Origin of the sequence: Sphingobium sp. CFD-2 (assembly GCF_024611135.1) — a bacterium.
Classification (GTDB): Bacteria; Pseudomonadota; Alphaproteobacteria; order Sphingomonadales; family Sphingomonadaceae; genus Sphingobium; species Sphingobium fuliginis.
Genome location: NZ_CP084411.1, coordinates 23,003 through 35,165, shown reverse-complemented (window position 1 = coordinate 35,165; position 12,163 = coordinate 23,003). Strand labels below are relative to the sequence as shown.

Here is a 12,163-nt window from a genome sequence, read left to right as displayed (position 1 = left end):
TTCACTAACGCTAGGGCTACTATCGTCATTTCACATACGCAAGCGGATTATCGTCATTTCAGATTCACCGCCGCGCTATCGTCATTTCGATTACGCTTGAGCGCGGCAGGGAAGGCCTGGCGCTATCGTCATAGTGGATTCGCCTTTTCGTCACTCTGGATTCGCTTTTTCGTCAGAGCGGATTCACCGCGCGGCAAATTTCTGCCAAAAAAGCGAGGATTTCTGCGCCTTTCCGGGCAGGCCGAATTTCCGTAACACATCACTAAACCCATATTTTAACACTAGGCTGACCTGTGGATAACTTCAGCGGAAGATTATGACGAGAGGCTGGATCATCGTGGTTTCACCCACCAGCGTCCCGCCAGATCGGACAGCTTGTCCCGAAAATCGGGACAACGGCAGCGCGACTCACCAGCGCCGCGCTTCAGGCACAATCAGAAAGAAGAAAAACACCGCCTCTTGGGGCTTCGCCCCGCCGGCTCGCGGCCTTCGGCCGCCCCGGATCGCTTTAGCGATCCTCCCACCCGGCATCCCCATGATGAGCCGGCTTCGCCGGCACGCTTTTTGTTAGAAAGGGGATCGTTTAAACGCTGCGCCTCCATCGCAGCCACAGCGCCAGCGGCACCGTCGCAATTGGCTTTCCAGAAAAGCCAGGCGGATAGGACAGCGATCAATCCGAGAGGGCAGGGCAGGCGGAAATGTCGCCACAGGCGCGATTTCCGGGCCGCTGGGCCTCATTTCAGACGTTCGGCAAGGTCGGGGAGGGTTCGGCCGGCATGGCGCTCTACGGGCTTCCCAGGCGGCTGATTTTTTGGAAAGCTAGATCCTCGCGGGGTCAGAGGATCTAGCGCGTAGAATTTGAGCCGGTCCTAATGGCGCGTCCGCTTCTGTGGCGGCGGCGCTGCCATAAGCCCATCAAAGGCGGAGTCATCGCCCAATGCGTAGCGGCGCAGCGGATCATCCTCCGTCATGCGACCGGCCTGCACCTCGCGCCCGGTCACATACCGCAGCCGGTCCCGGTCCAGCACGCCATCGACAAGGCATTCCGCGCGCAGGAACATCCATATCTGGCCCAGTCGGCCCGAAGCTGCGATTTTGGCCATGTTGAAGAACAAAGATTGAACATGGCGATCTACCAGGCTCGCTCTTGTCCTCCAATCTCGTAAACATCGGTCTCGATCGAGCACCTGTAGCTCTCTGCGATGTTGAACATCTCTGTCTGGAGAGATGCGATCTCATCATCGAGGCTGACGCCATCGGCACCCTGATCATAGGCGACGGTCAGCGTGTAATCGCAGTTCCCGGTCTTTTGCATCTGGTAATCCCGCTCCAGCATCGCCTCAATGCGCTCGCGAGCGGGCTTTCTGCCACGACCATGCTTGTTGAAGTTCTCGATGGTCAGATGCAGGGCGATGGTGACAGAAGGCGGCTTTTCCGGCAGCCCGATCCTTGAAGGAATGACGTCAAGCGCCCGATAGACGGTCATTCTTGAGATCTTGAGGTCGCGCGCGACGCTGGCCTTGCTCGCGCCGGCGGTGATCCGGCGTCGGATTTCATCGTCATCGATGTTTTTCTTCCGGCCTTTGTAGACGCCTTCGGCGCGCGCCGCCTCGATCCCGGCGCGCTGCCGGTCCTTGATGAACGTCAGTTCCATGTCCGCGACCATGCCCAGAATGGTGATCACCATCCGCCCCATGCTTCCGGCCGTCGTCACCTCCGGCTCAAGCACCCGCAATGAGGCTCCCTTCTGGTCGAGTTCATGAACCAGATTGAGAACATCGCGTGTGGAGCGACCGAGCCGATCGAGACGCAGGACGACGAGTTCGTCATCGGCGCGCAGGAACTGCATGATCGTCTCAAGCTCCGTGCGTCCAGTGCGCGATGCGCCCGAGCCTGTTTCGGAGCGGAGGATTTCACAGCCCGCTGCCTTCAACCGGGCAACCTGGATGTCGAGATCCTGGTCGATGGTGCTGACGCGGGCGTAGCCGACGCGGGTCATGGGCAAATCCGTCACATTAGGGTGGCTTTGCCCTCGTACAGTAACATTGGTGACGGAACCACCCTTTTGTGACATGTCGTATATGTCACTTCCGATCGTCACGTTCGGGTGCACCCAAATGGTGCGAGCGGAAAGGCCCCGGTCAGGCAGCAAGCCGCCCAAAATCGATCCGGCTATTCAGATCGAGGTCGAAGCGGCCATAAGGATTGACGTGGCTGTAAATCAGCGGTGTGAGGCCGCGATAATCATCCGGCGTCATCCGGCCCGTCCATTTCGGTTCCACCAGCACGCTCTGAAGCATTCGGGTGTTCACATAGACAAGCGACGCTTGCAGCAAATGTAGCGCCAGGACCGAGAGCTGCTGCTCATCGATGCGGTTAGTGGCGATCTCGCCGCCCTTGCCGAAGAAAACGAACCCATTGGCACTGTTCCAGTTTTCAACGACATTCAGGCCTTCATGAATTTCGCGGCGGAAGGACTCCTCGCGCAGATACCGGCACAGGAAGATCGTCTTGACCGCGCGGCCCAGCTCACTCAACGCCTTGTAGGTCGGGTGCATCACCTCGGAGCGGCTAAACCGGCGCAGGATCGCCTCCGGGTCGGCGGTTTTTGTCTGCATCGCGGCTGCATATTTGACCATCTCGTCATATTGCTGCTCGATCTCATCCCAGTTGATCGGACTGGAGAGGATCGGCTGCAAGTGGGGAAGCCGCGTTCGCATGCCGACATCGGGAAGAGCCAGCTTCTGGCGAGCGATCGCTTTCAGGCGGGGTGCAAGCTCAAATCCGAGAAGCCGGCAAAATGCAAAGCCAACCGCGCTTTGGCCATGACTATCAACATATTGTCGCTGGATTTCCATGTCGGTGCAATGGCGCAGCACGCCCTCGATCATGGAGGCGACCTCGGAGGAAGAGCAGCGCTTGAGCTGGGAATAGACGCATGTCGCGCGTCGTTCGACATGCCAGTAGATCATGACGCCCCGTCCACCATAACGCGCATGCCATTCCGTCATCAGGTTGCGATCCCAGGCTCCGAACTTTGTGGAATCTGACGCACAGGCCGTGCCGGCGTCCCCCCAGACTGCAGCATTGCGGATTGCCAGGGTCGCATTCGCAACCCTGGCACACGCCTCCTTGAGCGCCGCGGCATGAACGAAGCGGCGATGGACATGCAGCAGCTCTTCATAGCTGACATCGGGGGTGGCGCCGGCGATCCGCTTGAGCCCGGCATTCGTTCCCAGGCCGTAGAGGCATAGCAGGAGACGTTGATCCAGCGCGGTTTTCGGCAGTGCAACACGCGAGGCCGATGTTTCGAACGCTTCGAGAAGTCCCGTATCAAGGGCAGCCTCCTTCAGTACGTCGAGCAGCCCGGTCATCGGCCAGCGTTGGCCGATCTCGGTCTTGATCGAGGCGAGACCCCTGGGTTCGGGCAAGGGTTTGAACGGGGTGAGAGATATACGGTTCTCGCCGCGCCACAGCAGCCGAACCTTGTCGTTCCGGGGAATATTGGCATTGAGGAGCAACAGTTCCTGAGCAAGCTCTTCCCGGATGGCGCTTGAAAATGCACGCGCATCCGCCGTCAGGTTCAATCCTGTGTAATATGCTTCTCGCCGCGCATCGAAGTCCTTGGGAAGATCGTCATCGGGATTGCGGTATCGGTCCGCCCCGACAACCCAGATTTCCTTAGAACGGATGCGATCGCGCAGTTGCGCGAGGACACAAAGCTCATAACTGATCCGGTTTACGCGCCCCTCTTCATCAATGACGGAACTGCGCCATCTCGCCGGAATGACCTCGTCGACCGGCACTGCGTGCGGCGGCACGTAGCGGCATCCATCATCCACTTTGCTTCTGATCCAGTCCAGGGCCGCCAGCACCGGACGCCACACGGCGTTGTTCGACCGGAACTCCAGTGCCGAAAGCAGGCTTGGCAGCATACGGCGATAATGATTGGCCCATGACCTCCGCATCACCTTGTAGATCCGCCGATCCAAGGCGCCCTTTGCCTGGCTTTCCTTGATGATCGCCGCCAGTTTGTCCTTGCCGGCGATTGGGAAAATGACATCGCAGATGCGCCCGGATGGATCGTCGATCGAAGCGCTGGCAATCTCGACCAGGAGTCGCTCCTTGCCATAGACCCGCTCGATGTCTTTCGCGATATCGCCCACCACCTTGCGTTTCGAGCGCGATCCGATCTTATGGACCGTCTCGATCAGCAGGTCGACCATCGCATCCGTAAGCTGAGCTTCCCGCGCCATCAGATAAACGGCATAGAGCCCGAGCTGGCGCGCCGGTACATGCCGGCGCATCTCCGAGGCTTTCTCGCCGGCAACCCGGCGAACGATCTGATCGACCCATGCCTTGCCCGTGACCGATAGGAAATCTCGGGGAAGAGCAAGCCGTTGGATAAAGGCGAGTTTGGCGGTCACGCCAAGAATGTTTTCGAGCGTCGCCTGACCTGCATCCCCCTTCATCGTGTTGAAGCCGGTCGGGCCATCGGGATCGGCGAGCGAGGCTTCCAGCAAGGCGACCGCATCCGGCGCAAGCCGATCGCGGACTCGGGCCAACAGGGCCTCCAGATAGAGGTGTCGTTGCGAACGGACGAGGCGTTCCAGCTCCTTGCGCGACGGCCCATAGATACGGCGGTCGCGGCACCACAGGAAAACATGCTCGAGCATGGCATTGATCGGCTGCCCGCCCGCACAAAGATCGTCGGAAATCCACCTCGACAACGCCCTGCGATCCGTCTGCGTCATACGGCGGAACCCGAGATGCCGCAAAATCTCCGCGCAATGCCGGCGGGCGGTGCGCCCGGAAAAATCATAGTGGTTCACGGATTTGGCATCGAGACCAAGTTGCTCCGCCAGATACAAGACACCGTCGGAGGGTATCGACGCATGATCCGGCACAAAGAAGCCATGCCCGGCGAAAAATCTAAGCTGAACCGCCAATCCCAGTCGTGCCGTCTCCGCTTTGCCGGTCACGAACGCGATGTCCGAAAAACTCAGGCTCCAGGAGCCGATCAGATCCCCACTCGAAACGCCAAGGCTCATAACGCCGCTCCCTTATCGGAGCGGAACGTCGTTCCTCGCATGGGCGATCGTCAACAACAACCAGCCCGTTCCCGACGTGTTCTCCAAGATGACCAAAATCGCAGCTTCGGGCCGACTGGGCCGATTTCAACGAGATGTTCGCGACGGGTCTGGTCCCGATGGGCATAGTCCGCGAAGGCTTCGGGCGCGACGCCGAGTTGCTGCGCCACATAGGCGAGCACAGGAGCGGGCGGGACTTCACCCGCTTCCAGCGCACGGCCAGGCCATCTCATATAGAGTAGGAGCATCGCGTAGCCGAGCCGGGTGGCATCGCCGCGACGGCGGCCGACAATTTCCAGGTCGTCACCGGTCAGCGTATAGTGCCGCGCAATCTCGCGCTCATCGAGCGGCGCGCCATAATGCCCTGCCCAGATTTCCGCGCTCACCAGTCGCCGTCTCGCCAAGCACTATCTCCTTCCGCGTCCTTGTCCGTCAGACGGTCCTCTGGCGGCCAGCAGGAATATGTCCGTTAACTCTGGACCTATAACGGCGATTCGGACAAGATCAGATAATGATGGGAAAACGGACAGGATTGGGCTGCATGTGGCGTTGATCGGCTATGCGCGCGTCTCGACGGCAGACCAGAAGCTCTCACTCCAGCTCGACGCGCTGAACGCGGCCGGGTGCGACCGGATATTCGACGATCACGCATCTGGTGCAAAAGCCGATCGGCCCGGCCTGGCCGAGGCGCTCGCCTATCTGCGCAGCGGCGACACGCTGGTGGTTTGGAAACTCGACCGTCTTGGGCGCTCGATGAGCCATCTGATTGAGAAGGTCGGCGAGCTAGCGACGCGAGGTATCGGGTTCCGCTCGCTCACCGAGAACATCGACACCACCACTTCGGGCGGGATGCTGGTGTTCAACATCTTCGGCTCGCTTGCCCAGTTTGAGCGCGATCTGATCCGGGAGCGCACCCATGCAGGCCTCAAGGCCGCTCGCGAGCGAGGTCGCCCCGGTGGGCGGCGGCCAGTGGTCACACCTGACAAGCTCCGCAAGGCGCGCGAACATATCGCTTCCGGCCTCACAGTTCGCGAGGCCGCCGCGCGCCTCAAGATCGGCAAAACCGCCCTCTACAAAGCCCTCGAAGCCACGGAGAAGAACACAAAGTCCCAGCGTTCCCGGTCCGTTCGCTCTTAGCGTGCAGATAAGTCACTTTCGTGCAGTCACCCCCAGATGACCGAACCGGGATAGTCGAGCAGATTGGGAATGATGGTCCCCACGCCCTTGCCGGTGCGCGTCGGCGCGATCGTCAGCAGATGGGAGGGGCCGGCGTAGCGCAGCAGCTTGCCCGACTTGCGATCACGACCGATCAGCAGGCCGTCGCCATTTTGGGCGAGGGGCTTTGTCTCGCGATCGGTGGCGAAACGGGCCGAGCCGTGCGTGTCGTCGCCGGCAGGACCGCCATAACGCAGGATCAGCGGTTGGAAGAGGGCGCGCAGCGTGACGAGGAAGATGACCAGGCCCGTCAGCATCATCACGATCTGGTAGATATTGGAATCGCGGGGCAGGCCGAGCAGCTTGCCGAGGATGAGCGGCACCCCAAGCCCCAGCACCAGGGCGGTGATGAGGAACAGCACCAGGACGCCGAACAGATGGCGGATGAGGGCGACCGGGCTGACCACAAGGGCGGTGATCGCCCATATCGGGTTGGTCCGCGCGATGCGCGCAAGGTTACGGATCGCGCGGCCGAGCTGGCGGAACCATTCCATCATCAGGACTCCCTCCCATCGTCATTTCCCAATATCCGGCGCGGATCACGGCCGATCGCGGGCCTCCCATGCGGCTTCGAGTTCTGCGAGGCTGGCGAAATAGTCCTGCGCCGGCGCGCTTGCGGGCAGGCTGTTGGCATGAGCGAGCGCGGCGGCGATGTATTCGCTTTCGGAGAGTTCGCCGGCGACGAACCGGACGCCCAGCGCCGCCATTCCCGGCGAGAGAGCGAAGCCCGACAGCTCGATATTGGTCCGCGCGAAATCGATCGCCTTCTGGCGTCGGGCGCGTTCGTCGTCCGATATGGGATGCTCATTCATCGGCGGGGCTTTTCTCGGGGGTGTCGTCGCCGGCGAGGTGTTCGGCGCAGATCGCGGCGGCGATCGTGTGGAGATGCTTCACGCGGTCAACGAGCCAGGCCAGTTCGTCGGCGGTGATTTCATAGGCATGGGAATAGCGGGCCTCGACATAGGCGCGCTGCAACTGCGCGAAATGGCGGCGGGCGGCGCGGGTATCGCGCGGCCAGGCTTCGATCAGCCGGGGATCGAGATTTTCGGCGAGCGAGCGCAGGATGCCGAGACGGTGCGATTTGGGCGCGTAGAGCGTCAGGACGAGCAGCACGGCGTTATAGACCCGCTCGACGGCCTGGTGGAGCATGAACGCGGCATCGCGCGGCACGCCATCGGCAATGCTGTCCCGGGCGAGCTTGAGCGCGTGCGCGGCGAGCGGGAACCAGTGGTCGCGATGGCGCAGGGCTTCGGCGTGGCGTTCCTGCGCGTCGAGCTGGCGCGGCACGGCGAGGGCTTGCCCTGGCGCTTCGTAGAGGGCGATGCCGTCGCGGGCTATGTCGGCGAAGAAGGGACGGCCGCGCGCGAGCTGGTCGTTCACGTCCATCAGCGAATGCACGATGAAATTGACGGGTGTGGCGAGGTGCCTGGTGACGGTCAGCTCGCGCACCAGATGATCGTCGGCGACCGCCCACCATGTTTGCAGATCGGTGAAGGTGTCGGCGTTGACGACGACGAGCAGGTCATAATCGGAAATGTAACCGCTGGCGCGATCCTCGACCCAATCGCCGCGTGCGTAGGAGCCGAACAGGATCAGCTTGAGGATGCGGCCGCCCTTGCGCTTGTCCGAGAGCTTGGTTTTGACGGCATCCTCAAATTCATCGAACAGGACGCGGGCGACCCGTTCCAGCTCGCGGCGCTTGACGGCGGGCAGATGGTCGAGGCCGGTCCGCATCGTCATCCGATCGTCGCCGGCGAGATCGCCAGCGTCGGGTCGGCGTCGGGATGATCGAGGAGCTTGAGGACGATCGCGGTGGCGAGGGGAGGGGGCACGGATTCCTCGCGGAGCATGTCGAACAGGGCGTGTTCAGCCAAGTCGAGGTCCATGCCTTCGATCGCGAGATTGGCGCGTGCGTCGGCATCGTCCTCGCGCCATAGCGCGACTTCGGCCGGGGTGCCGCGCGTGAAATCGAGCGCGCGGACCTGGGCGCGGATCGCTTCGACATCGAGCCTGTTCATGGTGCGTCTCTCCCTTCCGCTTCCGCGTCGAACGCGCGCTTGCCGCGCCGCTTCCAGAGCATGAGCCGGTCGCGGTCCTCGCGCGCCTTGGCGGCCAGTTCGAGCAGCGCGCCGTAGAGGGTGGCGCGATCGTCGTCGGCCAGCTCGACCAAGCCGGCTTTCTGGACCAGGCCGCCCAGCTCTATGAGGTGGCGGGTGCGTTCGCGGCGAGCCACGGCCCATTCCCTCGTATCGGTGCGGCGCTGTGCGGCTTCAACCCTGCGTCTCGCCTGCGCCAGTTTTGCTTCCGCCTCCCGCGTTGCCGCCAGTGCTTCGGCCAGCCTTTCGGCCGCGTCCTTGAAAGAAGGCGGACCCCTTCGCGCGCCACGCCTCCTTTTCGTCGGCGCTGGCAGATTCGACGGCGGCGAGCAGCACCCCGGCCAGCACATCGAGATCGAGCGCATCGGCCCCGGTGGATGTGACCAGCTCGCCTAGCTGCTGGACCTTCTTCGCCTTGAGGGCGCGGGCCTTGTCGCCCAGCGCCTTCAACTCGGCGTCATAGTCGCGGACCTTACGCATATTCTCTCCCTCGCGCCCATGATCGGGAGTGGCAGCGTAGCACGGTCGCGGTGACAGGACAGCAGCTCCGGATAAAAAATGCGGCAAAGTCAATCATGCGAACGGCAGAGAGTGTGAGTGCGCGCTTATACGTCGTTGCCGACGTGCGCTTGAGAAGGCAGTATAGCGGCCGTCATGGCGATCTACCATTTCTCGGCCAAGGTCATCAGTCGCGCCAACGGATCAAGTGCCGTTGCCAGCGCGGCCTATCGTGCGGCGGAACGGCTGCACGATGATCGACTCGGGCGCGACCATGATTTCTCGAATAAGGCCGGCGTCGTCTATTCGGAAATCATGCTGCCCCAAGGTGCGCCGGAGCGTTTAAACGATCGCGCGACCTTGTGGAACGAGGTTGAGGCCGGCGAGAAACGCAAGGACGCGCAGCTTGCCCGCGAGATGGAGTTCTCGATTCCGCGCGAGCTGAACCAGCAACAGGGCATCCAGCTCGCCCGCGATTTTGTCGAAAGGCAGTTCGTCGAATGCGGCATGGTCGCGGACATGAATGTGCATTGGGACATGGGGAAGGACGGGCAACCGAAGCCGCACGCGCATGTCATGCTGTCGATGCGCGAGGTAGGGCCGGAGGGGTTCGGCCAGAAGGTGCGCGAGTGGAACAGCAATGCGCTCCTGAAGGAGTGGCGCGAGGCGTGGGCCGATCATGTCAACGAGCGCCTGGCCGAGCTGGATATAGACGCGCGCATCGACCACCGCAGTTTGCAGGATCAGGGCATCGACCTTGAGCCGCAGCACAAGATCGGGCCGGCGGCGTCGCGTATGCCCGAACAGGGGCTTGAGGCCGAGCGGGTCGAGGACCATGCCCGGATCGCGCGGGAGAATGGCGAGAAGATCATCGCCAATCCCGAAATCGCTCTGGACGCGATCACGCGCCAACAGGCGACGTTCACGCGGCGCGACCTGGCGCAGTTCGCATTCCGGCACAGCGACGGCAAGGATCAGTTCGATCAGGTGATGAGCGCGGTGCGGACCTCGCCCGAGCTGGTGGCGCTGGGGAAGGACGGGCGCGGCGAGGACCGCTTTACCTCCCGCGACATGATCGACACCGAGCAGCGGTTGAGCCAGGCCGGGGACCGGCTTGCCGAGCGTGCGGGGCATGGTCTCCCGGCGACGTCGCTATCAAGGGGGGCGGACGTCGCCGGGAGTGGTGGCCTGGTGCTGGGGGACCAGCAACGGGACGCGCTGGCGCATATCACCGGCCAGAACGACCTTGCAATCGTGGTCGGCTATGCCGGCACCGGCAAATCGGCCATGTTGGGAGTTGCCCGCGACGAATGGGAGCGCGCCGGCTATCAGGTGCGCGGCGCGGCCTTGTCGGGGATCGCTGCCGAGGGGCTCGAAGGCGGTTCCGGCATCGCCTCGCGCACGATCGCGAGCATGGAATATCAGTGGGGCCAGGGCCGCGAGCTGCTGGGGCCGCGCGACGTGCTTGTCATCGACGAGGCTGGCATGATCGGCACGCGCCAGATGGAGCGTGTGCTGTCGGAGGCCGAGCGGGCAGGGGCGAAGGTGGTTCTTGTCGGCGACGCCGAGCAGTTGCAGGCGATCGAGGCCGGCGCGGCGTTCCGGTCCCTTGCCGAGCGCCACGGCGCGGCCGAGATCAACGAGGTTCGCCGGCAGCATGAGGACTGGCAGAAGGAGGCGACGCGGGCGCTGGCGACGGGCAGGACCGGCGAGGCGATCCATGCCTATGAGCAGCATGGCATGGTCCACGCGGCCGAGATGCGCGAGGCTGCGCGGGCCGAGCTGATCGACACATGGGACGCGCAGCGGCTTGCCGATCCCGACAAGACGCGGATCATCCTCACCCATACCAATGCCGAGGTGCGGGATTTGAACCTGGCCGCGCGCGATCGGCTGCGCGACGCCGGCGAGCTGGGGCAGAACGTGCGAATTTCGGCCGAGCGGGGCGCGCGCGACTTCGCTAGCGGCGACCGCATCATGTTCCTGAAAAACGAGCGCGGGCTTGGGGTGAAGAACGGCACGCTGGGGAAGGTCGAGCGCGTGTCGCCCGACAGCATGGCCGTTCGCCTTGACGATGGCCGGAGCGTCGCGTTCGACCTGAAAGATTATGCCCATGTCGATCATGGCTATGCGGCGACCATCCACAAATCGCAGGGGGTGACGGTCGATCAGGGGCATGTGCTGGCGACGCCGGGGATGGACCGCCATTCGGCCTATGTGGCGCTGTCGCGGCACCGTGACGGGGTGCAGCTCCATTACGGCCGCGACGATTTCGCCGACGATCGCCGGCTTGTCCGCACGCTGTCGCGCGAGCGGGCGAAGGATATGGCGTCCGACTATCCGATGTTCCGCGACCGCGACGCCGAGGCGCAATCGTTCGCCGATCGGCGCGGGCTGTCGGGCGAGATCCGCGTTGCGGATGCGCCCGAGCGGAAGGGCGTGGAGATCCTCGCGCCGAGCGCGGGAACTTCACGCCAGATGGGCGACGCCCGCGGCGCTGGCGAGGCGAAGGCCGCGGGCGAGGGGCGGCCGCGGCGGGGTATGTTCGACAATTTCCGCCCCGCACCCGAGCGGCCAGCGCCGGCGACCGATCGCGGCCAGGGCGAGGGGCCCAAGCGCGGCATGTTCGACGGCTTGAAACTGTCGGCCGAGCCGGCGAGGGGCGCGGAGCGCACGCCGGCGTTGCCGGATCGCGGCGAGGACCGCGCCTTTACGCGCGCGGTCGAGCGGGCCTCGCGTTCGGCCGAGGCGGTGTTGCAGGCGCGAGCATCGGGCGCTCCGGTCCTTGAGCATCAGAAGGTCGCGCTCGAGCGCGCGACACAGGCGCTTGAGCAGATCAGGCCGGGAGCCTCGCGCGACCTGTCGGCGGCGATGCAGCGCGACCCCGCCTTGCTGCGCGAGGCGGCGGCGGGGCGTAGCGGGCCGATGCTCGACGCGATGGCCCAGGAGGCGCGCGTGCGGGCCGATCCGAACTTGCGGGCCGATCGGTTCGTGGAACGCTGGCAGGGGCTGAAACAGGAGCGCGACCGCCTCTATCGCGCCGGCGACATGGCGGGCCGGGAGCGCACGGGCAAGGAAATGGCGGGCATGGCGAAAAGCCTTGAGCGCGATCCCCAGGTGGAATCGGTCCTGCGTAATCGCACCCGCGAGCTGGGGCTTGAGATCGGCATGGGCCGAGGACGCGGCGTGGACAGCGGCGACCTTGGCCGCGAGCTGGCGCGGGATTTGGGGATAGGCATAGGGCGCGGAATAAGCCGGTAAGGA

General features: G+C 63.6%; 10 protein-coding genes and 2 pseudogenes. 2 read left to right on the top strand and 10 right to left on the bottom strand.

The features are described from left to right. Positions 1–869 precede the first annotated feature (869 nt). The 4 genes and pseudogenes from LDB29_RS29100 to LDB29_RS29085 form a co-directional block, all read right to left on the bottom strand. Entirely contained in the window at positions 870–1,103 is a 234-nt protein-coding gene (locus LDB29_RS29100) for a hypothetical protein (RefSeq protein ID WP_257558882.1), read from the bottom strand. Between the two features lie 29 nt (positions 1,104–1,132). Beyond that, entirely contained in the window at positions 1,133–1,999 is an 867-nt protein-coding gene (locus LDB29_RS29095) for a recombinase family protein (protein ID WP_006961816.1), read from the bottom strand. A gap of 142 nt (positions 2,000–2,141) precedes the next feature. After that, a complete protein-coding gene (locus tag LDB29_RS29090; protein ID WP_006961814.1) occupies positions 2,142–5,051 on the bottom strand; it encodes a Tn3 family transposase in 2,910 nt (969 codons plus the stop codon). Positions 5,052–5,173: 122 nt separating this feature from the next. Next, positions 5,174–5,476 (bottom strand): annotated as a pseudogene (locus LDB29_RS29085) (DUF4158 domain-containing protein); the annotation flags it as partial. A gap of 157 nt (positions 5,477–5,633) precedes the next feature. Here LDB29_RS29085 and LDB29_RS29080 point away from each other — a divergent pair. Then, a complete protein-coding gene (locus LDB29_RS29080; protein ID WP_013039114.1) occupies positions 5,634–6,227 on the top strand; it encodes a recombinase family protein in 594 nt (197 codons plus the stop codon). Between the two features lie 35 nt (positions 6,228–6,262). Here the strand turns inward: LDB29_RS29080 and LDB29_RS29075 are convergent. The 6 genes and pseudogenes from LDB29_RS29075 to LDB29_RS29050 all read right to left on the bottom strand — a co-directional run. Next, positions 6,263–6,799, bottom strand: a pseudogene (locus tag LDB29_RS29075) (type IV secretory system conjugative DNA transfer family protein); the annotation flags it as partial. A 45-nt stretch (positions 6,800–6,844) separates the two neighbouring features. Further along, positions 6,845–7,117 carry an antitoxin VbhA family protein gene (locus LDB29_RS29070; RefSeq protein WP_007686155.1) on the bottom strand — a complete coding sequence of 91 codons (273 nt, stop codon included), beginning with the start codon at positions 7,115–7,117 and terminating at the stop codon, positions 6,845–6,847. Next, positions 7,110–8,045: a HEPN domain-containing protein gene (locus tag LDB29_RS29065; RefSeq protein ID WP_257558877.1), complete on the bottom strand. Its 936-nt coding sequence runs from the start codon at positions 8,043–8,045 to the stop codon at positions 7,110–7,112. Before LDB29_RS29065 ends, LDB29_RS29070 begins: the two co-directional genes overlap by 8 nt. Next, complete coding sequence (locus LDB29_RS29060; RefSeq protein ID WP_007686159.1) at positions 8,042–8,323, bottom strand: hypothetical protein; 282 nt, start codon at positions 8,321–8,323, stop codon at positions 8,042–8,044. The genes LDB29_RS29065 and LDB29_RS29060 overlap by 4 nt, the downstream gene beginning before the upstream one ends. Then, positions 8,320–8,538 (bottom strand): conjugal transfer protein TraD, encoded by a 219-nt coding sequence (locus tag LDB29_RS29055; RefSeq protein ID WP_007686160.1) that lies wholly within the window; start codon positions 8,536–8,538, stop codon positions 8,320–8,322. The genes LDB29_RS29060 and LDB29_RS29055 overlap by 4 nt, the downstream gene beginning before the upstream one ends. Before the next feature lie 37 nt (positions 8,539–8,575). Then, positions 8,576–8,881: a conjugal transfer protein TraD gene (locus tag LDB29_RS29050; protein WP_007686162.1), complete on the bottom strand. Its 306-nt coding sequence runs from the start codon at positions 8,879–8,881 to the stop codon at positions 8,576–8,578. 174 nt (positions 8,882–9,055) lie between these two features. Between LDB29_RS29050 and traA the strand changes: the two genes are divergently transcribed. Beyond that, positions 9,056–12,160: a Ti-type conjugative transfer relaxase TraA gene (traA, locus tag LDB29_RS29045; protein WP_257558870.1), complete on the top strand. Its 3,105-nt coding sequence runs from the start codon at positions 9,056–9,058 to the stop codon at positions 12,158–12,160. The last annotated feature ends 3 nt before the right edge of the window (positions 12,161–12,163 follow it).

What these genes read in the sequence shown, in the direction of transcription:
- LDB29_RS29065 (WP_257558877.1), bottom strand. Translation starts at nt 8,045, where the DNA reads ATGACGATGCGGACCGGCCTCGACCATCTGCCCGCCGTCAAGCGCCGC.
- LDB29_RS29090 (WP_006961814.1), bottom strand. Translation starts at nt 5,051, where the DNA reads ATGAGCCTTGGCGTTTCGAGTGGGGATCTGATCGGCTCCTGGAGCCTG.
- traA (WP_257558870.1), top strand. Translation starts at nt 9,056, where the DNA reads ATGGCGATCTACCATTTCTCGGCCAAGGTCATCAGTCGCGCCAACGGA.
- LDB29_RS29050 (WP_007686162.1), bottom strand. Translation starts at nt 8,881, where the DNA reads ATGCGTAAGGTCCGCGACTATGACGCCGAGTTGAAGGCGCTGGGCGAC.
- LDB29_RS29095 (WP_006961816.1), bottom strand. Translation starts at nt 1,999, where the DNA reads ATGACCCGCGTCGGCTACGCCCGCGTCAGCACCATCGACCAGGATCTC.
- LDB29_RS29100 (WP_257558882.1), bottom strand. Translation starts at nt 1,103, where the DNA reads ATGGCCAAAATCGCAGCTTCGGGCCGACTGGGCCAGATATGGATGTTC.
- LDB29_RS29070 (WP_007686155.1), bottom strand. Translation starts at nt 7,117, where the DNA reads ATGAATGAGCATCCCATATCGGACGACGAACGCGCCCGACGCCAGAAG.
- LDB29_RS29060 (WP_007686159.1), bottom strand. Translation starts at nt 8,323, where the DNA reads ATGAACAGGCTCGATGTCGAAGCGATCCGCGCCCAGGTCCGCGCGCTC.